The sequence below is a fragment of the Microbacterium sp. Z12_35 genome (assembly GCF_058310475.1).
Genome location: NZ_JBZEGJ010000001.1, coordinates 369,273 through 393,950, shown reverse-complemented (window position 1 = coordinate 393,950; position 24,678 = coordinate 369,273). Strand labels below are relative to the sequence as shown.

At 69.5% G+C, this 24,678-nt stretch carries 24 protein-coding genes; 8 read left to right on the top strand and 16 right to left on the bottom strand.

From position 1 onward, the window contains the following. The first annotated feature begins 20 nt into the window (after window positions 1-20). Window positions 21-1,052, top strand: coding sequence for an endonuclease/exonuclease/phosphatase family protein (locus AC4FS1_RS02000; protein ID WP_491152191.1), 1,032 nt, complete (start codon window positions 21-23; stop codon window positions 1,050-1,052). Between the two features lie 31 nt (window positions 1,053-1,083). Next, window positions 1,084-2,514 carry an aminopeptidase P family protein gene (locus tag AC4FS1_RS01995; protein ID WP_491152190.1) on the top strand — a complete coding sequence of 477 codons (1,431 nt, stop codon included), beginning with the start codon at window positions 1,084-1,086 and terminating at the stop codon, window positions 2,512-2,514. 5 nt (window positions 2,515-2,519) lie between these two features. On the opposite strand, the gene AC4FS1_RS01990 is transcribed toward AC4FS1_RS01995, so the two are convergent. The 4 genes from AC4FS1_RS01990 to AC4FS1_RS01975 form a co-directional block, all read right to left on the bottom strand. After that, on the bottom strand, window positions 2,520-3,482 hold the full coding sequence (locus tag AC4FS1_RS01990) for an ABC transporter permease (protein WP_491152188.1): 963 nt from the start codon (window positions 3,480-3,482) through the stop codon (window positions 2,520-2,522). Beyond that, window positions 3,479-6,001 carry an ATP-binding cassette domain-containing protein gene (locus AC4FS1_RS01985; RefSeq protein WP_491152187.1) on the bottom strand — a complete coding sequence of 841 codons (2,523 nt, stop codon included), beginning with the start codon at window positions 5,999-6,001 and terminating at the stop codon, window positions 3,479-3,481. Before AC4FS1_RS01985 ends, AC4FS1_RS01990 begins: the two co-directional genes overlap by 4 nt. 45 nt (window positions 6,002-6,046) lie before the next feature. Beyond that, the gene (locus AC4FS1_RS01980; RefSeq protein ID WP_491152186.1) at window positions 6,047-7,183 is read right to left on the bottom strand and encodes a substrate-binding domain-containing protein; all 1,137 of its coding nucleotides are present in this window, start codon (window positions 7,181-7,183) and stop codon (window positions 6,047-6,049) included. 179 nt (window positions 7,184-7,362) lie between these two features. Further along, on the bottom strand, window positions 7,363-8,775 hold the full coding sequence (locus AC4FS1_RS01975) for an amidohydrolase family protein (protein WP_491152185.1): 1,413 nt from the start codon (window positions 8,773-8,775) through the stop codon (window positions 7,363-7,365). A 225-nt stretch (window positions 8,776-9,000) separates the two neighbouring features. Between AC4FS1_RS01975 and AC4FS1_RS01970 the strand changes: the two genes are divergently transcribed. Further along, window positions 9,001-10,026: a LacI family DNA-binding transcriptional regulator gene (locus tag AC4FS1_RS01970; RefSeq protein ID WP_491152183.1), complete on the top strand. Its 1,026-nt coding sequence runs from the start codon at window positions 9,001-9,003 to the stop codon at window positions 10,024-10,026. 39 nt (window positions 10,027-10,065) lie between these two features. Here the strand turns inward: AC4FS1_RS01970 and AC4FS1_RS01965 are convergent, their stop codons facing one another. Further along, complete coding sequence (locus AC4FS1_RS01965) at window positions 10,066-10,740, bottom strand: alpha/beta hydrolase family protein (RefSeq protein WP_491152181.1); 675 nt, start codon at window positions 10,738-10,740, stop codon at window positions 10,066-10,068. Further along, window positions 10,737-11,408 carry a YflT domain-containing protein gene (locus AC4FS1_RS01960; RefSeq protein ID WP_491152179.1) on the bottom strand — a complete coding sequence of 224 codons (672 nt, stop codon included), beginning with the start codon at window positions 11,406-11,408 and terminating at the stop codon, window positions 10,737-10,739. Before AC4FS1_RS01960 ends, AC4FS1_RS01965 begins: the two co-directional genes overlap by 4 nt. Before the next feature lie 67 nt (window positions 11,409-11,475). Between AC4FS1_RS01960 and AC4FS1_RS01955 the strand changes: the two genes are divergently transcribed. Genes AC4FS1_RS01955 through AC4FS1_RS01945 form a run of 3 tightly spaced genes read left to right on the top strand, consistent with a single transcriptional unit; the run spans window position 11,476 to window position 14,485 of the window. Further along, window positions 11,476-12,789, top strand: a complete 1,314-nt coding sequence (locus AC4FS1_RS01955; protein WP_491152177.1) for a magnesium transporter MgtE N-terminal domain-containing protein — start codon at window positions 11,476-11,478, stop codon at window positions 12,787-12,789. Beyond that, window positions 12,789-13,316 (top strand): DUF1003 domain-containing protein, encoded by a 528-nt coding sequence (locus AC4FS1_RS01950; RefSeq protein ID WP_491152175.1) that lies wholly within the window; start codon window positions 12,789-12,791, stop codon window positions 13,314-13,316. The genes AC4FS1_RS01955 and AC4FS1_RS01950 overlap by 1 nt, the downstream gene beginning before the upstream one ends. Then, entirely contained in the window at window positions 13,313-14,485 is a 1,173-nt protein-coding gene (locus AC4FS1_RS01945; RefSeq protein ID WP_491152173.1) for an Mrp/NBP35 family ATP-binding protein, read from the top strand. The genes AC4FS1_RS01950 and AC4FS1_RS01945 overlap by 4 nt, the downstream gene beginning before the upstream one ends. Before the next feature lie 16 nt (window positions 14,486-14,501). Here AC4FS1_RS01945 and AC4FS1_RS01940 read toward each other — a convergent pair whose 3' ends face one another. Beyond that, window positions 14,502-14,882, bottom strand: coding sequence for a twin-arginine translocase TatA/TatE family subunit (locus AC4FS1_RS01940; RefSeq protein WP_491152171.1), 381 nt, complete (start codon window positions 14,880-14,882; stop codon window positions 14,502-14,504). 71 nt (window positions 14,883-14,953) lie between these two features. Between AC4FS1_RS01940 and AC4FS1_RS01935 the strand changes: the two genes are divergently transcribed. Next, window positions 14,954-15,592 (top strand): O-methyltransferase, encoded by a 639-nt coding sequence (locus AC4FS1_RS01935; RefSeq protein ID WP_491152169.1) that lies wholly within the window; start codon window positions 14,954-14,956, stop codon window positions 15,590-15,592. A gap of 65 nt (window positions 15,593-15,657) precedes the next feature. Here AC4FS1_RS01935 and AC4FS1_RS01930 read toward each other — a convergent pair whose 3' ends face one another. The 3 genes from AC4FS1_RS01930 to dapE all read right to left on the bottom strand — a co-directional run bounded on the left by AC4FS1_RS01930 (window position 15,658) and on the right by dapE (window position 18,229). Further along, window positions 15,658-15,828 (bottom strand): DUF3117 domain-containing protein, encoded by a 171-nt coding sequence (locus tag AC4FS1_RS01930; protein ID WP_135067559.1) that lies wholly within the window; start codon window positions 15,826-15,828, stop codon window positions 15,658-15,660. A gap of 134 nt (window positions 15,829-15,962) precedes the next feature. Further along, window positions 15,963-17,171: a hypothetical protein gene (locus AC4FS1_RS01925; protein ID WP_491152167.1), complete on the bottom strand. Its 1,209-nt coding sequence runs from the start codon at window positions 17,169-17,171 to the stop codon at window positions 15,963-15,965. After that, the gene (dapE, locus tag AC4FS1_RS01920) at window positions 17,153-18,229 is read right to left on the bottom strand and encodes a succinyl-diaminopimelate desuccinylase (RefSeq protein WP_491152165.1); all 1,077 of its coding nucleotides are present in this window, start codon (window positions 18,227-18,229) and stop codon (window positions 17,153-17,155) included. Before dapE ends, AC4FS1_RS01925 begins: the two co-directional genes overlap by 19 nt. A 57-nt stretch (window positions 18,230-18,286) precedes the next feature. On the opposite strand from dapE, the gene dapD reads away from it, so the two are divergent. Next, window positions 18,287-19,234 carry a 2,3,4,5-tetrahydropyridine-2,6-dicarboxylate N-succinyltransferase gene (gene dapD, locus AC4FS1_RS01915; RefSeq protein WP_491152163.1) on the top strand — a complete coding sequence of 316 codons (948 nt, stop codon included), beginning with the start codon at window positions 18,287-18,289 and terminating at the stop codon, window positions 19,232-19,234. Window positions 19,235-19,237: 3 nt separating this feature from the next. On the opposite strand, the gene AC4FS1_RS01910 is transcribed toward dapD, so the two are convergent. The 6 genes from AC4FS1_RS01910 to AC4FS1_RS01885 all read right to left on the bottom strand — a co-directional run bounded on the left by AC4FS1_RS01910 (window position 19,238) and on the right by AC4FS1_RS01885 (window position 24,630). Further along, window positions 19,238-20,842 (bottom strand): L-lactate permease, encoded by a 1,605-nt coding sequence (locus AC4FS1_RS01910; protein WP_491152162.1) that lies wholly within the window; start codon window positions 20,840-20,842, stop codon window positions 19,238-19,240. A gap of 102 nt (window positions 20,843-20,944) precedes the next feature. Next, on the bottom strand, window positions 20,945-22,240 hold the full coding sequence (locus AC4FS1_RS01905) for a citrate synthase (protein ID WP_491152160.1): 1,296 nt from the start codon (window positions 22,238-22,240) through the stop codon (window positions 20,945-20,947). Window positions 22,241-22,429: 189 nt separating this feature from the next. After that, a complete protein-coding gene (gene dapC, locus AC4FS1_RS01900) occupies window positions 22,430-23,536 on the bottom strand; it encodes a succinyldiaminopimelate transaminase (protein ID WP_491152158.1) in 1,107 nt (368 codons plus the stop codon). A 10-nt stretch (window positions 23,537-23,546) separates the two neighbouring features. Then, entirely contained in the window at window positions 23,547-23,867 is a 321-nt protein-coding gene (fdxA, locus tag AC4FS1_RS01895; protein ID WP_297787423.1) for a ferredoxin, read from the bottom strand. Window positions 23,868-23,876: 9 nt separating this feature from the next. After that, entirely contained in the window at window positions 23,877-24,293 is a 417-nt protein-coding gene (locus tag AC4FS1_RS01890; protein ID WP_491152156.1) for a histidinol dehydrogenase, read from the bottom strand. A 22-nt stretch (window positions 24,294-24,315) separates the two neighbouring features. Then, entirely contained in the window at window positions 24,316-24,630 is a 315-nt protein-coding gene (locus tag AC4FS1_RS01885) for an AzlD domain-containing protein (RefSeq protein ID WP_491152154.1), read from the bottom strand. Window positions 24,631-24,678: the final 48 nt, after the last annotated feature.

The following is a 24,678-nucleotide window of genomic DNA, read 5'->3' as shown; positions in this document are numbered from 1 at the left end:
GCTGTTCTAGAGTTCCCGACGTGCGTCGCCTCCTCGGACTCCTCGTGGCGGGGCTCTTCCTCCTCGCTGCGGCGGTGCTCACCTGGCCCCCACTGCTCCACGTGGAGCGGGTCTTTCCGATCGCTCAGATGATCGCCTTCCGGGGGCCGATCGCCGTGGCGTTCGCGGTCCTCGGCATCGTGTCGCTTCTGCTCGCGATCGCTCGCCCCCTTCGCGCGCTCGCCCTGTCACTGGCGGTCATCTCCGTGCTCGCTGCCGGAGTCAACGGGGCCGTGCTCTTCAGCCGCGGATTGGGAAGCGACACCCTGCCGGAAAAGACCGCCGGAAGTATCCGCGTGCTCACCTGGAACACGGCGGGCTCGGCCACCACCGCCGACACGATCGCCCAGATCGCCGTCGCCATGAGCGCCGACATCGTCACCCTGCCGGAGACGACGATCCAGACCGGCGAGCAGGTCGCCGTGGCCATGCGCGACCTGGGCGCTCCGATGTGGGCGCATCACGCCGCGTACGGGGAGTACGGCGTGGACGGGTGGGATGCCACGTCCACGACCCTTCTCATCTCTCCCGCGCTCGGCGACTATGCCGTGATCGAGTCGTCGCAGAACGGCTCCAGCAACACCTCCACGGTGCCCAGCGCCGTCGCGATGCCCGTCGATGGCGACGGACCCACCGTCGTCGCCGCCCACGCCGTCGCGCCGCGTGAGAGCTACATGCAAGCCTGGCGCGACGACCTTCAGTGGCTGGCCGACCAGTGCGCGAGCGCGAACGTGATCCTCGCCGGCGACTTCAACGCCACCCTCGACCACATGTGGGGAATGGGAGTGGATGGGGGCACCCTGGGGCGCTGCCATGATGCGGCCGCGGAAACGGGCAACGGTGCCGTCGGCACCTGGTCAACCGCTTTCCCGGCACTTCTGGGCACCCCGATCGATCACGTGCTCGCCTCGCCGGAGTGGACGGCAACGGGGTCGGCCGTGCTGAAATCCCTCGACGGCTCGGGCAGCGACCACCGGCCGCTGGTCGTGCAGCTGGAGCCGGCCGGCGGGTGACGCGCATGCGCCCCGATGAGAGACTGGGGCCATGGAGAACACAGGCCCCGCCGCCACCGGCGAGAGCGACACGATCACCCCGGCCGATGAGTCGGAGTCGTCGAACACCAATCGTCGTCAGCCCTTCCCCCGCGGCTTCCTCGAGACGATCTCGGCCGGATGGGCCGAGCGCCCCGAGACGCTCCCCGTGCGCCGGGAGGCGGCCGCCTGGGCGGGTGCCCGACGCGATGCGGTCTCCCGCGCGTTCCCCGGTCGGCGCCTCGTCATCCCCGCCGGAACGCTGCAGCAGCGCAGCAACGACACCGACTATCCGTTCCGCGCTCACTCCGCTTTCGCGCACCTGACGGGTTGGGGTTCCGACGCCGAGCCCGACTCGGTCCTGGTGTTCGAGCCCACCGGACGCACCGGGCACGAGGTCACGCTCTACTTCCGCGAACGCGCCGACCGCTCGACGCCGGAGTTCTACGGAAACGCCGCGATCGGCGAGTTCTGGATCGGACCGCGCCCAGCCCTTGCCGGCGTCGCCGCCGACCTCGACCTGCCCACCGAGCACATCGACACGTTCGAGTCCCGCGACGGTGACCTGGTCGTCGACGAAGACCCCGAACTCACCCGCTTCGTCTCGGAGCTCCGCCTGGTCAAAGACGAGTTCGAGATCGAGCAGCTCCGCGCGGCGGTGGAGGCCACGGCCCGCGGCTTCGACGACATCGTCGGCGACCTGCCCCGCATCCTCGACCACCCACGCGGCGAGCGCGTGGTCGAGGGCGTCTTCCACACCCGCGCGCGCACCGACGGCAATACCGAGGGCTACGACACGATCGCCGCATCCGGCCCCCACGCGTGCTACCTGCATTGGACCCGCAACGACGGGCCGGTGGTGGCGGGCGACCTCATGCTCGTCGACGCCGGTGTCGAGGTCGACAGCCTGTACACGGCCGACATCACGCGCACGCTCCCGGTGAGCGGCCGGTTCACTCCCATCCAGCGGACGATCTACGAGACCGTGCGCGAGGCCGCGGACGCCGCGTTCCGCGCCGCGCGTCCGGGGGTCAAGTTCCGCAGCGTGCACGAGGCGGCGATGACGGTGATCGCCGAACGCGTCGCCGAATGGGGTCTCCTGCCCGTCTCCGCCGAGGAGGCCTTGGATGCTGACCTCGGCGGTCAGCACCGCCGCTACATGGTGCACGGGACGAGCCACCACCTCGGCCTCGACGTGCACGACTGCGCGCAGGCGCGCCGCGACATGTACTACGACGGCCCCCTGGAGCCTGGCATGGTGTTCACGATCGAGCCGGGCCTGTACTTCCAAGTGGACGACCTCACCGTGCCTGAGGAATACCGGGGCATCGGCGTGCGCATCGAGGATGACATTCTCATGACCGCCGACGGACCGGTGAACCTCTCCGCGGCGATCCCGCGCACGGCCGACGAGGTCGAGGCCTGGATTGCGCGACGCGCGTAGCCCGGTCAGCCGACCGCGACCGCCCGGCGGCGGATCTTCAGGGCGTATCGCAAGGCGATGGCGAGGCCGATCACGCCACCTTGGACGATGAACTGCACCGAGGTCGGTGCGCCGAGCGCGGAGATCACCTGCTGCAGCTGGATTAAGAACAGCGCTCCGAAGGCGCTCGCGACGACGCTGCCTCGACCACCCGACAGGGAGGTCCCTCCCACCACCACCGCGGCGATGGTCGGTAGGAGGTAGGTGTTGCCGGAGAAGAGGCTCGGGGTCCCGAGGAAGCCCGCTAGCATCACCCCAGCGATGGCGTATGACACGTTCGCCGAGACGTATGTCAGGACGGCGTACCGTTTGGTCGGGATGCCGGCGGTGTGTGCCGCGCGGGAGTTCACGCCGTTGGCGATGAAACGCCTGCCGAAGGGTGTCCTCGTCGTCACCACTGCCGCCACAGCCACCACCGCCACAGCGATGAGGACGGTGTTCGGTACGCCGACCGTTCGTCCCAGCGTCAGCGATGAGAGGGATGTCGGCGCCGCGACCGTCGAACTGCCTCCGGTGAGCGCCAGGACAGCACCCAACAGTAGGGCGTTCATCGCGAGGGTGACAACGAGCGCAGATACCCGCAACCACGCGACGACGAGGCCGGTGATGACGCCGGCTGCGGCGAGCGATGCCACAGCCAGGAGCAGACCCAGCAGCATCCGGTCGTCGTCACCGTTGGCGACGTAGGTCACCACGACGGCGCCCAGCGAAATCGCCCCCGGGACCGACAGGTCGATCCCCCCTTGCTGGATCACCAGGGTCTGCCCCACGGCAGCGACGGCGAGGATCGCCGCGAAGGGCAACATCGACAGGAGGGCCGAACCCGAGAGGCTTCCCGGGGCCAAAGCGACGCTGAGGACGAGGAGGAAGACGAGGGCGATACCCGCGGAGCTGTATGGCGAATCGATAGTACGCCGGATACCGTTCATCGGCGGGCCCCCTGGCCGAGTCGGATGGTAGTGAACACGACCGCCGCGACGAGGATCAAGGCGCCCGGCACCCAGTACTGCCACTCGGCCCCGAGGTGGAGGAAGGTCGTGGCCTTTGAGAGGATCTGGATGAGCACGGCCGCGAGCAGTACGCCGATGAAAGACCCGCGGCCCCCGAGCACGCTCACACCACCGAGAACGACGACGGTGACCGACGTGAGGGTGAAGGCCTGCCCCACATTGGCATCGCCGATGCCGACCACGCTGGAGAGCACGACTCCCGCCAGCGCGGCGGTGAGCCCCGCGAGGACGTACGCGGAGTAGTAGCTTCGCTCCACCCGCGCACCGAGCTGTCGGGCGCTGTTCTCGTTGGAGCCGACGGCGCGCAGCTCTCTCCCCCACCGCGTCCGGCGGAGCGCGACCTCCAGCAGAACAGCGAGCGCGACGGCGACAAGAAAAACGTAGGGTATCGGCCCGGAGCCGAGTTTGGACAGGTCCGTGATGGAGGATCCGATCGGGCCACCGGGTTCCGGGCGAATCAACAGCGCGATCCCCTGCAGAACTATCGAGGTGATAAGAGTCGCCAAGACCGGGGATAGCTTCGTACGCCTGATCAGCACCGCATTGATGAAGCCGATGGCGACTCCGACCGCCAAAACCAGCACGATGCCGACAAGCGCGCTACCGGGAGCTTGGTCCGCGCCCGCGAACAGCGACAGCGTGACGACGGTGACGCTCATCGTGGGTCCGACCGACAGATCGATCCCCCGGGTCATGAATACCGCTGCCTGTCCCACACTCACCAGGAGCAGGACGCTCGCGGCGATGAACAGGTCGAACAAACTCCGGGGCGACAGGAAGAACCCGTTGATGGCCTGCGTGCCGAGGCTGAGCGCCACGATCAGCACAGCCAGGATCGATGCCGGCAAGAAATCTCCGCCGAGAAAGCGGCCCGCACCACCGCGCGAGCCTGACGACTCGCGCGTGGTGATCTTCTCGGTCACCGCGGTGACGGCCGTGCCTGTAATGACGCGTTCGGAGACCCGTTCGCCTTCGAGAACCTCGACGACGCGGCCTCTTGAGAAGACGATGACGCGGTCGCACAGTCCGGCCAGCTCCGCGGCGTCGGACGACAGGATGACCACCCCCGAGCCGGAGTCCGAGTAACCTCGCAGCTGCCGATAGATCTCGGCGCGTGCGCCCACATCGACACCGCGCGTCGGCTCCTCTGCAAGAACCACCGCGGGAGACGGCGCAAGTGTGCGGCCGAGCAGCACCTTCTGCTGGTTGCCGCCGGACAGCGTTCCGACCAGCGAGGCGCTGCCCGGGGTCTTCACGTTGAAGCGCTCGATGACAGAGGCGGCCAATGAGCGCTCCGCCGCGTTGCTCACGATGCCGGCGCGGGAGAGCTGGGGAAGCTGCAGCAGCGACACGTTCTCAGCCACGCTCAGGGGCAGGAATACCCCCTCCGCGTGCCGGTCTCCCGGCAGGTAGTAGATTCCGTTTTTCTGGGCCGCCGACACTGACCTCACCGACACCGGCGCCCCTGCCAGGACGACTCGACCCGCCGCGTGTCCGAGCCCGGCCATGCCTCGCAGGGCCTCGCGCTGACCGTTGCCTTCGACACCGGCGAATCCGAGGATCTCGCCGCGGCGGACCTCGAGGTCTACGTCGGCGAATCCGGTGCCAGTCAGCCCCTCGACGGTCATGACCACCGGTGCTGCCGCGTCATCGGTTGCCTTAGGCGGGAAGGTGCTCCCCGCCTCACGACCGATCATGAGCTCGACGATGTCGTGCTCACTGATCTCCCCCGTGTCGAAGGTTCCACGGGTACGACCGTCGCGCAGAATCGTGAATCGATCCGATATCCGCCGCACGTCTGCCAGTCGATGCGAGATGTAGACGACGGCCGCGCCACTGGCCTTAACTTGCGCGATGCGCTCGAACAGCACCTCCGACTCGGCCTGCGTCAACGACTCCGTCGGTTCGTCCAGCAGCAGTACAGAACAATCAAACGCGAGCGCTTTAGCAATCTCGAGCATCTGACGCTGCGCGGTCGACAGGTCGGACACTCGGGTTTGCGGGTGCACACCGAGGCCGGCGCGGTGGAGGCTCGTTTCGACCCACGCACGCGATCCCAGTTTCTGCCCGCTGCGCTCGGATCCCCCCATGCCCGGAGGAACGGAGAGCACTAGGTTCTCGAAGACGGTGAGGTCCTGCAGCGTGGAGGAGTGCTGGTAGACGACGGCGAGCCCGAGGGCCGCCGCCTGGGACGGCGACGGCTCCGTCAGGCGCGTGCCACCGATCTCGACCGTTCCCTCTTCGGCGACGACGACGCCGGCCGCGACCCCGATCAGGGTGCTCTTACCGGCGCCGTTCTCGCCCACCAGCGCGTGCACTTCGCCCGCTCGGACCTCGAGCGACACCCCATCCAGTGCGCGGACTCCTGGATAGGACTTGCTGACGCCCGTGAAGCGCAGCAGGACGTCTGTGCGGGTCTCCGCAGCCACGCCGGGCATGCAATCTCCTTCGTTTGGGACGATCGAGGCGCGGTGCGCCGTGCCTCAGCTGGCCTTGCCGTAGGTGGCGATGTCGTCCGGCGAGAGCTCGTTTGAGAAGAACGTTTCCGGCGAGACCGACGGATCGCACTTCGGGGGGTTGCCAGCCGAAGAGTCCTCGAACAAGGGCAGGTCGAACTGGGTGGGGTCGTCCTGCGGGAGGCCCGACGCGGCGGCCACTGCCTTACGGGCGGCGATGCGGCCTAGCCAGTTACGCGCGGAGATTGTCGCGACCTCCAAGCTCGGGTTACTGGCGGTGGCCTCGGCGTAGGCGCAACCGAGTGCGTTCGACTCTAGGGTCGCCATGACGGGCAGTGCACGACCGGAGCTGGCGAAGGCGCGCAGTGCGCCCTGCCCGGAGCTGCCGTCGTCGGTGATGACAGCGTCGATCTGCGGGTTCTTCGCGATGAGCGAGGCCATGATGTTCTGCGCCTGCGCCGGGTCCCAGTTGGTAGCGGGGAACGTGTCGCTGCCGGTGAGAAGTTCGATGTCAGGGTAATCAGCGAAGACCGCGCCGATCCCCTTCAGGGTCCCCACGGAGACCGGGTTGCCGGCCGGCCCGCCCAGGTAGACGACCTTGCCGGTGCCGTCGAGCTTCTCCGCAACCCACGTGGCCCACCTCTCGCCGGCCTTTTCGGGATCCCAGTCGACAAGAGCCAGGTAGTCTGTTCCGGGCTCTCCGCCCGGGTCGGCACCCCACACCACCACGTCGACGCCCGCCGAGGTCGCGGCCTGCAACGAGGGCAGTTGGCCCTGACCCAGACTCGGAATGCTGACGATCGCATCGACGCCCTGCGAGACCAGTCCGTTGACGTCGCTGATTGCTTTGCTCAGGTCGCCCTGCCCGACGGTCACAAGCTGTGTCACGTTGTCGCACTTGGCGAGTTCCGATCGCACCGCGGCATAGGACGACTGCGACCATCCGTTAACGCCGAACGCGTCGGCGACACCCACCGTGATGGGATCCTCGCCGCACCACGAGGTGTCATCGACGATACCGGCCGACTTCACGAGCGCCTCGGTCTGTTCCTGGGTGGCGTCGGCGCCGGTGTAGTCGTTCTCCGACTGGGTGGCGCCGTCTTCCTGGGCGGCTGACGGCGCGCACGCGGCGAGAAGGAACAGCGCCGAGACGGAAAGCGACACCGCGGCGAGGGATCGGAGCCGGGCACGCGGCCGGGGGGCAGGGGTACGAGTCATCATTGTCTTTCGTCTCCATTGATCGGGCACTGCGATGGTGTTCGCGCTGCGCAATTCGGGTGGCAGTGAACGGGGATGATGCGGCGCTCCCGACGCCTCTCGCTCGTGGCGTCGACGTCGAGGCTTCAGCTCGCGGCGACTGCTCCGGGCATCCACTCGCCACCGATGTGAGCATCCTGAATGAGCGGATTGGTCGACGCCTGCGCGAACAGATAGTCACGCGTCTCGACTGCGAGGGCGCGGATACGCTGCAGGTCGAGATCGACGAGATCCCCGTCGTACTTGACCAGACGGCCGGCGACCATCACGGTGTCTACCAGGCCGGGGTGGCCCGAATACACGAGCGCGCCATACGGGTTGTTCATCGGCGTCATCGACAGGTCGTCTGCCTTCACCAGGATGATGTCGGCCTGCTTGCCGGGCGTGAGAGAGCCCACCACGTCGTCCAATCCGACCGCGCGAGCTCCCTGGACCGTCGCGAACTCCACTACGTCCTTGCAGCTGAGCCGCAGCCCGACTTGCGCGTCCGCGTTCTCGACGGCCGCGTTGTCCAGGGCGCGCTGGGTGCTGATCGTTGTCTTCATGGCGTTGAACATGTTGCCGCCGTTCGACGAGCACGTGTCGATCGACAGACTTGGCCGCACTCCGGCATCCAGAAGGCGACCGGTGGCCGGCCAGCCGTGGCCCATCTGCGTCTCGATGTCCGCAGAGACCGACGCTGTGCCGCCCGTGGCCGCGATGATCGCCATCTCTTCGTCGTCGATCGTGTTGCAGTGCACATATGTGACGTCGGGACCGGTGAGACCGTGCTCGTGCATCCATCGCACGGGGCCGGACTTGCCCCACTCGCCGTCCCCGACGTGCACGGTGATGCGCACGCCGAGCTCGCGGGCGAGAGCCCAGTCTTCGAGGCTGGTCTCAGCCGGTGCGTACTGGGGGCCTCGCGCCGCGAACCCGAGCGTGACGAGGTCTTCGGGGCGGGAATCGGCGAACTGCTCCCGCTGAATACGCAGCACATCGCGCGTGTGCGGCACTTGGCTCGGCACCGCCCACATCGTCGCGCCGCCGCCGTGGGCGAAGATCGCCCGCAGACCAGAATCGCGCAGGCCCTGCAGAGCAGCATCGGCATGCGCCGGCGTCTCGAGATTGTGCGACCAGTCCAGCAGCGTCGTGATGCCTGCGTCGAGCGCTTCGGCGGCCCCCAACAGGTTGCCGATGTACGTATCCTGCGGACGATAGAGCTGGCTGAGCCCGAAATGGATGCCCGTGAAGTACTGCCCCAGCGTCCAGTCCGAGCCGATGTGGCGGACGGGCGACTGCCAGGTATGCCGATGCGTATCAATGAAGCCGGGAAGAACGAAATGGCCCCTTGCGTCGATGATGCGGGCGCCGTCAGCTTCGAGGTCGGTACCGATTCGCACGATCGTCGTGCCTTCGATGAGCACATCACCGACTGCGAAGTCGCCCACGCCGGGGTCCATCGAAAGGACGGTTCCGCCTTGAATGAGGATTCGTTCGTCGGAGGTTGCAGACAGCATCGTCGGAGCAGGCCTTTCTGCTGGTGATCCCATAAGGAGTGGCAACCGATTGCATCACATCCGGTCGCTGCGCACAATACCGGGTCCAACCCACACATGCACACCCGCCTCGCCGTGGGCCGGGTGCCAAGAAGCAATTTGCTCATCGGTCGCTCTGTCAGGTCGCCCGCTCAAGCCGGATAGCATGCAACCGATTGCCACGGAGCAGGCTATTACGATCAAGGCATGGCAAAGCGACCGCTGCTGGAGGACGTCGCCCGATTGGCCGGCGTACACAAAGGCACCGCGTCGCGCGCGCTAAACGACTCCACACGCGCACGAGTCAGCCCGGACACGGTGAGGAAAATCGAAGCCGCGGCGACCCAGCTGGGTTACTCCCCCAACGTGGCCGCACGAGAGCTCCGCCGACAGCGGACCAACACGGTGGGCGTGCTGATCCCCGACCTCACTAACCCTTTTTGGCCACCCATTCTGCGTGGCATCCAGAATGCGCTGGAGGCGGAGGGGTACGCGGCGCTGGTCGCGAGCACCGATTCTGCTGTGGAGCGCGAGCGACGGGGCTTCCACGCCCTGCTTTCCCGCCGTGTGGATGGTCTCATCGTCGGCACCGCTCTGCGGTCGTATCCGATCATCGATCGCGCCCGCGACTTGAACATCCCCACAGTGCTGACGCAGCGGCTCCGAGATGATCGAACCTTCTCGTCGGTGGCCGGCGATGACCGTGATGGCGTCCGGCAGATCGTTGAGCATCTGGTGGCTCTCGGCCATCGGCAGATCGCTCACATCGCCGCGCCGTTAAGCACCTCGATCGGCTACGAACGTGTCGCCGCCTTTCGGGAGGCCGTCGCCCATGCCGGGCTAGACACCCACGAAACCCCCGTCGTCCACAGCGCGGACCTGACGATCGACGGAGGAAAGGAGGCGGCCCAGAAGCTGTTCGCCAAGTGTCCTTCGGTGACCGCCATCTTCGCTTGTAACGACCTCGTAGCCGTGGGAACGATGCGCGCCATGCGGAGCCTCGGGTTGCGCTGCCCGGCAGACGTCTCCCTGGTCGGCTTCAACGACACGCCGCTCTCATCCGATCTCGGGCCACCGCTGACCACCGTGCGCCTGCCGCTGACCGAACTCGGCACCGAGTCCACGAAACTGCTGCTCGACGAATTCGTCGGACCCCGCATCGCCCGGCAGGTGCTGCTGCCAGTGCATCTCATCGTCCGATCCTCGAGCGCACCGCCTCCTCCACGCCAGTGATGCGCCGGAGCTGATGGGACGAGCAGCGACTCCGCCGGCTCAGGAACGCTTGGCGAGGAAGGCCGCGACCAGCGGCGCGAGACCTTCTCCGAGCGCGTCCGGATCCCGCGGGCCTCCTTTTCCCTCGAACGAGTGCGCGGCGCCGTCGATCCATTCCAGCCGTGCGTCCAGGCAGCCGGCGACGGCGTCCTCGAGCTGCGCGTTCGGGTCGACGAACGGGTCGCGGGTCCCCGACACGAACAGCTGCGGCTGGGTGATGGCCGGGAGATGCGCGACGCGCGCCTTTTCGGGGTGACCGGGCGGATGCAGCGGATACCCCAGGTAGACCAGCCCGGCCGGGTCGATCGCCCGCTCGGCGGCGGCCATCGAGGCCATGCGGCCGCCGTAGCTCTTCCCCGCCGCCCAGAGCACCCCGGGCGCCTCGCGCTGCTCGAGCCACCACATCACGCCGCTCCACGTGGCGACCGCGTGCGAGGCGGGCCCGGGCATCCGCCGCCCGGCTTCACGGTAGGGGAAGTCGAACAGGACGGTTGCGATCCCGAGGACGCGCATGCCGCGCGCGAAGCCCGTGAGGAAGGGGTGTTCGCGCCCGGCGCCGGCTCCGTGCGCGATGGCTATCGTGGCCGACGCGCCGGCGGGCTCCGCGTAGTCGGCCGACACATCGACCCGCCCTGACGGCAGCTCGACGGCGATCCGCTCGGGCTCGGCGGTCACCCTTCGGTGCGCTCCCCGTAGCGCGGCGGCTCGGGGTGCTCGGGCGCGGCCCCATCCGGCTGTGGGTCGTTCCCGCCCGCGTCCGGTGCGGCCGGTCCCGGGACGGGCGCCTCGGAACCGGGGTCGGGCAGACGCTCGCCGTACTGCGGCGGCGCAAGCTCGATGGAAGGAGCAACGGGCGGAGGCGCCGCCACGGTGGAGACGGGGCCGAGCGTCTGACGAGCCTTCGGCAGGCTGGTCGGCACGACGCACACCTCGTACCGATCGGCGGTCACCTGCATGACCGACGCGAAGTCGCGACGACGTCGCACGATCGAGTAGGTGATGAGGCTCATGAGCATCCCGATGGCCACCCCCACCAGGAGCACGCCGAGGAATACCGAGATCTGCACCGTCGGCATGCCGAGGACGAAGATGAAGGAGAACAGCAGACCGAGCAGCAGACCGTTGATCGCGCCCGAGCGGGCGGCGGTGGCATACCCCAGTCGCCCGGTGACGCGCTCGATCGACCGCAGACCCTGGCCCACGATGGCGATGTCCCGCGCGGGGATCTCGGCAGAGATGAGGGTCGACACCGCCTTCTGGGCTGCCTCGTACGTGGGAAAGGACGCCACTGTCTCGCCGACCGCCTCGCGGCCGGGAGGGACGCGCCCACCGAGCATGCTCATCTGTCCATCTTGGCACGCGCTCCCGCTGCGGCCCCTGGCCACGGGGGGCGCGGACTACGCTGGAAGCGTGAGCACGCAGAGGGTTTTCGTCGCGCGTCTGGCCGGCTGCGCGGTCTTCGACCCTGCCGGCGACCGCTTGGGCAAGGTGCGGGACGTCGTCGTCATCTACCGCTCCGCCGACCCGCCGCGCGTGGTCGGTCTCGTCGTGGAGATCCCGGGCCGCCGACACGTGTTCCTCTCCATCGGACGGGTGACCTCGATCGCGGGCGGCCAGGTCATCACGACCGGCCTCATCAACGTGCGCCGCTTCCAGCAGCGCGGAGGCGAAGTTCGCGTGCTCGCCGAGCTCGTCGGCCGCCGCGTGTACTTGAATGACGGCTCCGGCGACGCCGTCATCGAAGACGTCGCCATCGAGCGCAGCCGGCTCGGTGAATGGGACATCGGGCAGTTGTTCCTGCGGCGCCCCAAGACCAGCGCGTCGCCCTTCGCCAAGGGGCCGACCACCTTCGCGACCTGGGGAGAGGTGCGCGAGCAGCAGACCGCCGGTGAAGCACAGTCCGCCGAGCAGCTGGTGGCCACCTATGCCGACCTCAAGGCGGCCGACCTCGCCAACACGCTGCTCGACCTCCCGGAGGACCGGCTGCTGGAAGTCGCCGAGGAGCTCTCCGACGAGCGCCTCGCCGACGCCCTCGAGGAGATGCCCGAAGACGAGCAGGTGCACATCCTCGAGCGGCTGGGCGACGAGCGTGCCGCCGACATCCTCGATGCCATGGAACCCGACGACGCCGCCGATCTGCTCGGTCAGCTCCCCGAGGGCCGACTCGAGCAGCTTCTCGAGCTCATGGAACCGGAAGAGGCCGACGACGTCCGCGCGCTGCTGAAGTACGGCCCCGACACCGCCGGCGGCCTGATGACCCCCGAGCCGATCGTGCTCTCCGCCGACGCCACGGTGGCGGAGGCCTTGGCCCTCATCCGCCGGCACGAGCTCCACCCCGCCCTCGCCGCATCCGTCTTCGTCACCCTTCCCCCGTACGAGACGCCCACCGGGCGGCTGCTCGGGACGGTGCATTTCCAGCGGATGCTGCGCTACCCGCCGCACGAACGGCTGGGCGCGATCATCGACGACACGCTCGAGCCCGTGCCGGCGACCGCCTCGGCCGCCGAAGTCGCCCGGCTGCTGGCCAGTTACGACCTCGTCTCCCTGCCGGTGGTCGACTCCGCCCATCGGCTCGTGGGCGCGGTGAGCGTGGACGACATGCTCGACTATCTGCTGCCGGAGGATTGGCGGTCGCACAACGGGGATGATCCGAGACCGCGGACCACGACCCGGCCCCAGCCCGCCACGGCGAGCGTTCCGACCACGAATCCGAGGAGGCGCTGATGGCCCGTGCGAACCGGCAGTCCGTCTCGCTGGATGCGCCCCTCGGCCGGGGCGGCGTCCTGCCTCCCCGCCCCCCGCGCCCGTCGCGGGATCGCTTCGGGCGCTTCTCCGAGGCGTTCGCCCGGGCGATGGGCACTTCCGCCTTCCTCCTCGGCATGACCGCGTTCGTGGTGGTGTGGCTGGTGTGGAACAGCACCGCCCCGCGGGAGTACCAGTTCGACCCGTCGTCGATGAACTTCACGCTGCTGACGCTCATCCTCTCCCTCCAGGCCTCCTACGCGGCCCCGCTGATCCTGCTCGCGCAGAACCGGCAGGATGACCGCGACCGGGTGCAGATCGAGCAGGACCGGCAGCGCGCCGAACGCAATCTCGCCGACACCGAATACCTCGCGCGCGAGATCGTGGCGCTGCGGATGGCGGTGCGTGACATGACCGACGGCGTGCTGACGAAGGACGCGCTGCGCTCCGAGCTCAAGGCTCTCCTCAAGGAGCTCGACGCGCCGGGGCGCGAGACGCGCGCGCAGTGAGCGATGCCGCACTGACGGATACCGCGCGCACAGACGCGGTGCGCGCAGCGGTCTCCGCTGTGAGCGACCCGGAGCTGCGCCGCCCGCTCGGCCAGCTCGACATGATTCGCGCGGTGTCGGTCGCCGGAGACGTGGCGCACGTGGAAGTGGCGCTGACGATCGTGGGATGCCCCGCCGCGGACCGTATCGAGCGGGATGTGCGTGCGGCCGCGGCCTCCGTCCCGGGCGTCGCCGCGGTCGACCTCGCCATCGGGGTCATGACACCCGATCAGCGCCGCGCGCTCACCGAGCGCCTCCGCGGCGGGCGCGCCGCGCGGCAGATGCCGTTCGGCCCCGACTCCCTCACCCGTGTGATCGCGGTGACCAGCGGCAAAGGTGGCGTGGGCAAGTCGACCGTCACCGCGAACCTCGCCGTCGCCCTCGCCCGCCGCGGTCTTCGCGTCGGCCTGGTCGATGCGGACGTGCACGGGTTCTCCATCCCCGCCCTTCTCGGTCTCGTCGACGCGGACGGGCTGCCCCCCTCCCCCACGCGCATCGACGACCTGATGCTCCCTCCGGTGGCCTTCGACGTGAAGGTCATCTCGATCGGCATGTTCCTCCGCCGCCCGGGCGAGTCCGCGACGGGCGCCGTCGCGTGGCGCGGGCCCATGTTGCACCGGACCGTGCAGCAGTTCCTCACCGACGTCTACTTCGGCGACCTCGACATCCTCCTGCTCGACATGCCGCCCGGCACCGGCGACGTCGCCATCTCGGTGGGCCAGCTTCTGCCCAACGCCGAGGTGCTCGTCGTGACGACGCCGCAGGCCGCCGCATCCGACATCGCCGTGCGCAGCGGCCTCGTCGCACGACAGACCGGCCAGCGCATCATCGGGGTGGTGGAGAACATGGCGGCGATGACGCTTCCCGACGGTTCGTCGCTCGATCTGTTCGGCGCCGGTGGGGGTGCGGAGGTCGCCCGAGCACTGTCGACCGAGGCGGATGGCCCGGTGCCGCTCCTCGCGTCCATCCCGCTCAGCCCCGCCCTCCGCACGGGTGGGGACACCGGCATCCCTGTCGTCGCGGGGGAACCGGCGGATGCGGCGGCGCGAGCCGTGGATGACCTCGCGGGCCTCATCGCCCGGGGCGGCCGCGGGCTCGCCGGTCGGCCGTTGCCGATGTCGCTCCCGTAAGCCGGACGCCCGTGCGTCAGGTGGCCTCGGAGTCGAACGGCGGCTCTTCGCCTGCTCGGAAGGTCGGTGGCGCAGGGGGTGTCGTCCCCACAGCCGCGGCGGCCCCGGCGACGGAGGCCGCCCGTACGGTGGCGACGGGCGCATCCTCGAGCAGGGCCTCGCGGATGATGCGACGCGGGTCGTACTGACGGGGATCGAGCTTGCGCCAGTCCACCTCGTCGAACTCCGGACCCATCTCCTCGCGCATGCGGCTGCGCGCGCCCTGCATCATCTCCCGAGCCCGGACGGTCAGACGCGCCAGGCTCTCCGCGTAGCGCGGCAGCCGCTCGGGACCGATCAGCATCGCCGCGATCACGCCGATCAGCAGCAGCTTCTCGATCGTGAGCCCGAAGAACATGACTTCAGGTTACTCGCCGCGCCTCGGCGTTCGGTGGCACGCCGCCGCCTAGTCTGGCGGAGGAGGTTGGGATGAGCGGATCAGAGGCGAATCAGCGGTTCGTGCTCGAGGCGACGGTGGAACCGGAGCACATCGCGCGCGCCCGCGCGCACGCGCTGGAACTGGGCGCAGACCCGATCAGCCCGCCCATCGGAGCTCAGATCGCCGTTCTCGCGGCCGCCTCCCGCGCCCTGAACATCGTCGAGATCGGCACCGGCGGCGGTGTGTCGGGGCTGTGGCTGCTGCACGGTTCGCCGCGTGCGACCCTCACGACCATCGACAGTGAGCCCGAGCACCTCGGGGCGGCGCGTGCCGCGTTCGCCGAGGCGCGGATCCCCGCCGCGCGCGCACGTTTCATCACCGGCCGCGCCGCCGATGTCCTGCCCCGCATGAACGAGGCATCCTACGACATCGTCTTCGTCGACGCGGAGCCCGAGGGCGTCATCGAGTACGTCGAGCACGGTCTGCGCCTGGTGCGCGCGGGCGGAACGGTGCTCGTCCCGCGGGTGCTGGGCGGGGGTGCCGTCGCCGATCCGGTGCGACGCGACCCCGTGACGACGGCCTACCGCTCCCTGATCTCGGAAACGCAGTCCTCCCCCGCCGTGATCGGCGCCCTGTCGACCTCGGCCGAGGGGCTGCTGCAGCTCACGACCATCGCCGACGCGCGCTGACGCGTCGGACACGCGAAACGGCCGGCCCCTCGCGGGACCGGCCGTTTCGGCGTTGCGCAGAAGCGTCAGGCTCCCACCACTCCGCCCAGCACGTCGTAGAGCTCCTTGGCTTCGGCGTCGTTCACGGAAACAACGAGCCGGCCCCCGCCCTCGAGCGGAACGCGGACGATAATGAGACGCCCCTCCTTCACGGCCTCCATCGGTCCGTCACCGGTTCTCGGCTTCATGGCTGCCATCGCGGGCTCCCTTTCGTATAGGTCATTCACAGTTTATCGTGCGCGCCGGCTCACACGGGACCTCTGGGGAGGAGTTCGGCTGCGCGAAGCCGCCCAGGAGCGCCGCGGACCTGCGCGTGCGTCCTGCGTCGTGGTCAGGGGATCTGCCAGTACGTGTTCCCCAGCGCGTACATTGCGAAGATCCATCCCCATTGCCCGGCCAGCCCGGCCAGAAGCACACCCACACGCCAGGCGAGCGAAGGCGGTGCCGCGAGGGCGCCGGCCAGCGGCGCGAGCGGAAAGAGGAGACGGAAGATGCTGGACTGCGGGAAGAAGACCGCGAGGAGGTACACCAGGTACGCCGCGCTCCAGAGCCGGATCTCCACCCCGAGCCGGCGCACGTGCGGTTCCACCAGCAGCGCGGCGGCGACGCCCACCACGAGCAGGCCGAGCGCGATGTAGCCGGCCACCTCCCCCAGCCCCCAGGTGCCGAACCAGAAGGCGGCAGCGGTGACGAAGCCCTCGAAGGGCACGAAGCCCCCCGCGGCGTCGGGAATCCAGTTGCGCCGCCAGGCGAGCTCCGTGGCGAGGTAGGCACCGAGGTCGCCGGTCACGAACCACGCGATCGCCTGCCACGCGAAGCCGACCGCCGTGGCCAGGGCGCCGAGGGCGACGATGTGCAGGGCCTCCCGGGCCGGCAGCGGGTCGGAACGGCGTCGGAACCACCGCCAGATGCCGTAGAGCCCGAGCGTCAGCGCGAAGGCCAGGACGCCAGGACGGGTGAAGCCCATCACCGGGATGAGGAGATACAACCATCCGTATCGCCGACGCAGGATGCAGCGGAGCGCCAGGAGCAGAAGGAAGACGAAGAGCGACTCGGCGTAGGCCACCTGGAACAGGGCTCCGAGGGGGCCCGCGGCGAAGAAGACGACGGCCCACATCGACGTCGCCGCATCCGTGCGCTCGCGCAGCAGCCGGTACAGCGCCACGCACGCGCCGTAGCCGGCGGCGAGGGAGATGAGCACGGCGCCGGCGCCCCACGAGCCGAGGAACGCGCCGAGGGCGGCGGCAAGGTACGGGTACAGCGGCATGAACGCCCACGCGTTCTCGGCGACGGCGCCGGACTCGGTCAGCGGCAGGTCGGTCGGGTATCCGTGAACGGCGGCGAACCAGTACCACTGGCCGTCCCATCCGATGGCGAGGTCGGCGATGGTGGCGTCCGGCCCGAAGCGGGAGCCGGACGTGGAGAGCTCCGCGGCGAGAACGAGGAACGCGGTGGTGATCAGACGCGCCGCGACGTAGACGATGCCGATCGCCGCGGGGACGGGAAGCCTCCGCGCGACCGTCAGGAGGCGCTCAACCACGCCCGCAGGCCGCGCTCGACCTCGAGGATCTGCGCGAGCGGCACGCGCTCCTCATCGTGGTGTGCAAGGGAGGGATCGCCCGGTCCGTAGTTGACCGCCGGGACGCCCATCTCGGAGAAGCGAGCGACGTCGGTCCATCCGTACTTCGGCCGCGGCTCGGCACCCACGGCCGCGACGAACTCCTGCGCGAGCGGGGCGTCGAGCCCGGGCCGCGCGCCGGCGGCGAGATCCACGACCTCGACCTCGAACCCGGCGAAGACGTCGTGGACGATCCGGGTGGCCTCCTCCGCGCTCCGGCTCGGGGCGAACCGGTAGTTCACCTCGACCTCGCACGCGTCGGGGATGACATTGCCCGCGACCCCGCCCGTGATCCGGACGGCGTTGAGACCCTCGCGGTACACCAGGCCCTCGACCTCCACCTCGCGCGGGCGGTACTCGGCCAGGCGGGAGAGGATCGGCGCCGCTTTGTGGATGGCGTTCTCACCGACCCAGGCGCGGGCGCTGTGGGCGCGCACTCCGTCGGTGCGCACCACCGCCCGCAGGTTGCCGTTGCACCCGCCTTCGACCTGACCGTTGGAGGGCTCGCCGAGGATCGCGAAGTCTCCGGCGAACAGGTCGGGGCGCGTACGCGACAGCCGCGTGAGAGCGTTGAGGTCGGCATCCACCTCTTCGTGGTCGTACCACATCCAGGTGATGTCGACGCGGGGCGAGACCAGCTCGGCGGCCAGACGCAGCTGCACCGCGACGCCCGCCTTCATGTCGACGGTGCCGCGGCCCCAGAGGTAGGGCTCGCCATCCACCTCGATGTCCCGTGTGGGGAGGTTCCCGTTGATGGGAACGGTGTCGATGTGCCCGGCGATCACCACGCGCTGCGCGCGGCCGAGGGTGGTGCGGGCGATGATCGTGTCGCCGTCGCGGATCACCTCGAGGTGCCCGAGAGGACGCACCGCTTCCTCGATCGCGTCGGCGATCGAGCGCTCGTCGCCCGACACGCTCGGGATGTCGCAGATGGCACGAGTGAGGTCGACGGATGAGGCGGAGAGGTCAAGGACGGGCACCCCTCGATCCTACCGAGGCCCGTCGGAGCGCCGCGGCGGAGCCGCTACCGTGGAACCATGAGCGACGAGCGATGGGTGTGGGGCCTGGGCCTGGCGACGATGGCCGCGGACGGCACGGTGCTCGACACCTGGTACCCCGAACCCGCCCTCGGCCGCCTGCCCATGGGCTTCAACCCCTCGCTCCCCCCGCCCGCGCTCGAACAGCTCGCGGTCCCCGATCCCCGCCGTAACGTGACGGTCGAGGTCGTCGCGGTGGAGATCGACCTGGATGCTCCGCCCGCATCCACCTCGGACGCCTACCTCCGGCTGCACGCGCTATCGCATCGGCTGGTGCGGCCCAACGAGCTGAACCTCGACGGCATCTTCGGGCACCTCCCCAACGTCGCCTGGACGACGGCCGGTCCGATGCATCCCGACGACGCCACCCGCCTGCGTCCCGTGCTCCTGCGCGAGGGCGTGCAGGTGCAAGGGCTCGATAAGTTCCCGCGGCTTCTGGACTACGTGACGCCTCCGGGCGTCCGGATCGCCGACGCCTCACGGGTGCGCCTGGGCGCCTACCTCTCCTCCGGCACGACCGTGATGCACGAGGGGTTCGTCAACTTCAACGCGGGTACTCTGGGCGCCTCGATGGTCGAAGGGCGCATCTCCCAGGGGGTCGTCGTCGGCAACGGCAGCGACATCGGCGGCGGCGCCTCGGTGATGGGGACCCTCTCCGGTGGGGGCACCCACCGCGTGTCGATCGGCGAACGCACGCTCCTCGGAGCCAACGCCGGGATCGGCATCTCGCTCGGTGACGACTGCGTGGTGGAGGCCGGTCTGTACGTCACCGCCGGAACGAAGATCGTGCTGCGGGGCGGCGACGATTCCACCCCGACGTGGGTCAAGGGCGCGGAGCTCTCCGGCCGGTCCGGCCTGCTCTTCCGCCGCAACTCCCTCACCGGTGCGGTCGAGGTCGTCCGGCGCGAGGGCGTCGGCGTGGTCCTCAACGAGGCGCTGCACGCCTGAGCATCAGAACACCAGGTACAGCGTGAAGCTCCAGATACAGATCAGCGCGAGCATGCCGAGGCTGTAGAGGATCGACGCGCGCAGGATCTCGCTCTCCCTCCCCGACAGCCCGACCGCTCCGGCGGCGATCGCGATGGACTGCGGCGAGATCACCTTTCCGGTGTTCCCGCCCGCCGTGTTGCCCGCCACGGTGAGCGCCGGGTCGGCGCCCATCCCCTCCGCGGTGACCACCTGCAGCGGCGCGAACAGCGTGTTGTTGTTGACCACCGACCCGGTGAGGAACACCCCGATCCAGCCGATGATGGGCGCGAGCAGCGGCACGACGGGCCCGAGCGCGGCGAGGGCGGAACCCATCGACGTGGAGCCGCCCGAGTAGTTGGCGATGTTCGCCAGCGCCAGGATGAGGGCGATGAGCACGAGCGCCTGCCAGAGCGTGCGCAGCGTTTCCCCGAGTTCTCGGAAGAGGACCTTCGCGTCGATGTTCGGCGTCGTGAGGGACGACACGATCACGGCGAGGAGGATCGCGGTGCCGGTGGCGTTCAGCGGCGTGAAGTCCCATGTGGCCGTCACCGTGTCCCCGGCGGCATTGGCGATCTGACCGGTGAGGCCGGGGATCGCGAGGGGGAAGACCGCGCCGGCCAGGGCGCCGCCCGATGCGAACAACCCCTTGAACGCCGGCAGGCTCCACACCAGGACGAAGCCGGTGAGGATGTAGAACGGACTCCAGGCGACGGCGATCTGCCGGATGCTGTGCCGCTCGAGCACGGGCGCCTCGCCCCCGTCCTGGCGGAAGTGACTGCGCGGTTGCCACACCCGACCGAGGGCGAACAGCGCGACCATCGCTGCGAGCCCCGCGCCGATGTCGGCCAATTCCGGCCCGAGGAACCACAGCACCCCGGCCTGGATGCCGCTGAAGACGATCGTCACGGTGAGGGTCGCGGGCAGAGTCTCCTTCAGGCCCCGCCACCCGTCGAGGATCATCACCAGCAGGAACGGGATCAGGAGGGTGAGCGGCTGCAGGATCACGACCAGGGACCGCGACAGGATCATGACGTCGATCCCGGTCACCTGCGCCGCGACGATGACCGGGATGCCGATGGCACCGTACGCGCCGGCGGCGGCGTTGGCGACGAGACAGATCATGGCTGCTTTGACGGGGCGGAAGCCCAGCTGCACCAGGAGGGCGGCACAGATCGCGATCGGCACGCCGAACCCGGCGGCGCCTTCGAGGAACGCGCCGAAGGCGAAGCTGATGAGGAGCACCTGGATGCGGTGATCCGGCGAGATCGCGCCGATCGATGAACGGATCACCTCGAAACGGCCGCTGGCCACCGCGAGACGGTACAGCCACACGGCCATGACGATGATGTAGGCGATCGGCCAGATGGCTGTCAGCACGCCCAGCAGCCCGGCGCCGGCCACCGCGGATCCCGGCATCCCGAACGCCCAGAGGGCGACCACGATCTCCGCCGCCAGCGCGATGACGGCCGCGATGATGCCGGAGAGCTTGAGCACCACGAGGCACAGGAGGAAGAGGAGGATGGGGATGGCCGCCACGAGCGCCGAGAGCCAGAGGCTCCCGAAGGGATCGGTCGTCTGCTCCCACATGGCCGCCTCCGCTCGTGCGGATAGATTCCCGCGGTCCGCAAATTACGCGCGCGAAAGCGTCCGGTCACCCCCTTGCGCGACGGCAAGGATGAGCAGCGGGGATCAGACCCCGGGGTAATCGCGCTCCGCGGCGCCGGTGTACAGCTGCTGCGGGCGGCCGATCTTCGTCTGCGGGTCGCTCTGCATCTCGCGCCAGTGCGCGAGCCAGCCGGGCAGGCGCCCGATCGCGAACAGCACCGTGAACATGCGTGTGGGGAACCCCATCGCCTTGTAGATCACGCCGGTGTAGAAGTCGACGTTGGGGTACAGGCGGCGCTCCTTGAAGTAGTCGTCATTGAGTGCGATCTCTTCGAGGTCCTTCGCCAGATCCAGCAGTGGGTCGCTCACACCGAGGGCTTCGAGAACCTCGTCGGCCGACTCCTTGACGAGCTTGGCGCGCGGGTCGTAGTTCTTGTAGACCCGGTGGCCGAAGCCCATGAGCTTGACGCCCTCTTCCTTGTTCTTCACCCGCTCGACGAAGCGCTCGACGCTCTCGCCGGAGTCCCGGATGCGCCCGAGCATCTCCAGGACCGCCTCGTTCGCGCCGCCGTGCAGCGGTCCGTACAGCGCGTTGATACCGGCGGAGATGGAGGAGAACTGGTTGGCGCCGGTGGAACCCACCAGACGCACCGTGGAGGTGGAGGCGTTCTGCTCGTGGTCTTCGTGGAGGATGAGGAGGCGCTCCAGCGCGCGCGACATGACCGGGTTGACGTCGTAGACCTCGCTGAGCACGCCGAAGTTGAGCTTGAGGAAGTTGTCCACGAAACCGAGGGAGTTGTCGGGGTACAGGAAGGCCTGGCCGACGCTCTTCTTGTGCGCGTACGCGGCGATCACGGGGAGCTTGGCCAGCATCCGCACGGTGTTCAGCTCGACGTGCTCGGGGTTGTGCGGGTCGGACTCGCTCTCGTAATAGGTCGAGAGGGCGGCGGTGGCCGCCGACAGCACCGACATCGGATGCGCCGTGTGCGGGAGGGCGGAGAAGAAGCGCTTGAGGTCCTCGTGGAGGAGGGTGTGGCGGCGGATGCGCTCGTCGAAGGCACCGAGCTCGTCGGCGGAGGGCAGTTCGCCGTAGATGAGCAGCCACGCGACCTCGAGGTACGTGCTGTTCTTCGCCAGCTGCTCGATCGGGTAGCCGCGGTAGCGGAGGATCCCCTGATCGCCGTCGATGAAGGTGATCGCGCTCTTGGTGGACGCGGTGTTGACGAAGCCGTAGTCGAGAGTCGTGTGGCCGGTCTGACGCGTGAACGTCGAGATGTCGATGCTCGGCACCCCGTCGGTGCCCGCAAGCACCGGGAACTCGGCCGTGCGTTCCCCGACGGTGAGAGTGGCCTTCTCGTCCTGCGTTCCCGTGTCGCTCACTGCGCCTCCTTGCGATTCCTGGTCGCGTCCAACCGCTCGTCCCAGAGGCAGGTCCGCACCCGCCGGGTCGGCACGGACAACGTGGATGGTGACCGCATCCCCCGTGCTCGTCCAGCCTAACGGGCCTGCGAGGCCCGTACGGACACGGCCGAAGGGGTCCCCCTCCGAATGGAGGGAGGCGCCCACGCGTCAGGCCGAGCGCAGTCTTTCCGCCGCCGCGGCGATGCGCTCGTCGGTCGCCGTGAGCGACAGACGCACGTGGCGGGGGAAGTGCGGCCCGTAGAAATGGCCCGGGCCGGCGAGGATGCCGAGGTCGGCGAGCCGTCCGAGGCTCTCCCACGCGTCGCGACCCTCGGTGGCCCACAGGTAGAGACCCGCCTCGCTCGCGTCGATGCGGAATCCGGCGCGCTCCGCCGCGGGTTTGAGGACCGCGCGGCGCGCGCGGTAGCGGGCCTTCTGCTCCGCGACGTGGGCATCGTCGCCGAGGGCGGCGGTCATGGCGGCCTGCACCGGGGCAGGGGGCATGAGCCCGAGGTGGCGCCGCGCGGTGAGAAGCGGCGCGATCAGCGCCGGGTCGCCCGCGAGGAAGGCGGCGCGGTACCCCGCGAGGTTCGACTGTTTGCTCAGCGAGTACACCGACACGAGCCCGGTCACGTCGCCGCCGGTGACCCGCGGGTCGAGGATGCTGGGAACCGGCGTATCCGCCCACTCCCCCTCCCAGCCGAGCTCCGCGTAGCACTCGTCCGAGGCGAGGACCGCCCCGATCTCCCGTGCCCGCTCGGCGGCGCGGCGGAGCGCCGCAACGTCGAGCACGCGCCCGTCCGGGTTCCCGGGGGAATTGATCCAGACCAGCCGCGTGTTCTCGGGCCACTCGGCCGGATCGTCCGCGGCGACCGGCGTCGCTCCCACGAGCCGTGCCCCCACCTCGTAGGTCGGGTAGGCCGCGCGGGGGTGGACGACCGCATCCCCGGGGCCGAGATTCAACAGGAGAGGCAGCAGCGCCACGAGCTCCTTGGATCCGACCGTGGGCAGCACGGAGGCAGGAGTGAGGCCGGGAACCCCCCTGCGCCGGGCGTACCACGCGGCGATCGCCTGACGGAGCTCAGCCGTGCCGCTGGTGAGCGGGTAGCCGTGCGCGTCCGTCGCGGCGGACAGGGCGGACGCGACCACGGGGGGCGTCGGATCGACCGGCGAGCCGACCGAGAGGTCGACGATTCCCCCGGGGTGACGCCGAGCCTTCTCCGCATAGGGGGCGACGGCATCCCACGGGTAGTCGGCGAGGTCGGCGACGCCCATCAGGCGCGGGTCACTCGCCCTGCGGCGGAAGAACGGAGATGACCGGGTGATCCTTGTGGATGACCCCCACCTTCGCGGCTCCCCCGGGCGAGCCGATGTCGTCGAAGAACTCGACGTTCGCCTTGTAGTAGTCGCGCCACTCGTCGGGCAGGTCGTCCTCGTAATAGATCGCCTCGACGGGGCACACCGGTTCGCACGCACCGCAGTCGACGCATTCGTCCGGGTGGATGTACAGGGAGCGCTCGCCTTCGTAGATGCAGTCGACGGGGCACTCATCGATGCACGCGCGGTCCTTGACATCCACGCACGGAAGGGCGATCACATACGTCACGAGAAGAGTCTACGTGGGCTCACCGGAGGAGACGGCCGTTCGCGGCAGGCCCGAGAGATCGGGCCATGCCACGACGAGAGCGACGAGGACGGGGACCGCGATCGTCCACGCCACCGGGATCCACTCCGTCGCATCCGACGTCGGCGCCACGATCGCGGAGCCCCCCGGACCGACGTTGCTGAACAGGAACGTGACGAGCACGACACCGAGGCCGCCCGCCAGCGCCGTCCACCGGTCGGCGGTGAGGGCACGGAACCCGACGAGCAGCGCACCGGTCCCGATGATCGCGAGCACCAGCCCGAGCGGGAACACCCCGAGGGTGAACGCGTGACCCACGGTCGCGGCGGTGCCGTACACCGCCCCGATCAGCAGCGACACGACCCACGTGAGGGCGCGCGCCGCGAGGAGTCCGGCCGGAGAGGTCACCGCGACAGTCTAGGCGGCCCGCTCAGACCGCCAAGCCCCACAGGCGGAGGAGCGCGGCGGTGACGGCGGCGGCCAGGACGACGAGGAGGAAGGGGGCGCGGAGGGCGAGGAGTCCCGCGGCGACGAGCACCGCGGGGATGCGGGCATCCACCACGACGGCCTGCCCGGCTCCGAGGGTCTGCACGGCGACGAGGGCGGCCAGGAGCGCCACCGTGAGGAGGTCGGCGATGCGGGCGGGGCGCGGCGCCTCCACCCAGCGGGCCGGCAGAAGGTAGCCGACGGCCTTGAGGGCGACGCAGATCACCGATGCCAGGAGTACCGCGGTCCACATCGTCACGGCAGCCCTCCCCGCTCGGGAGCGTCGAGGGGCTCGGGTGGGGGCTGT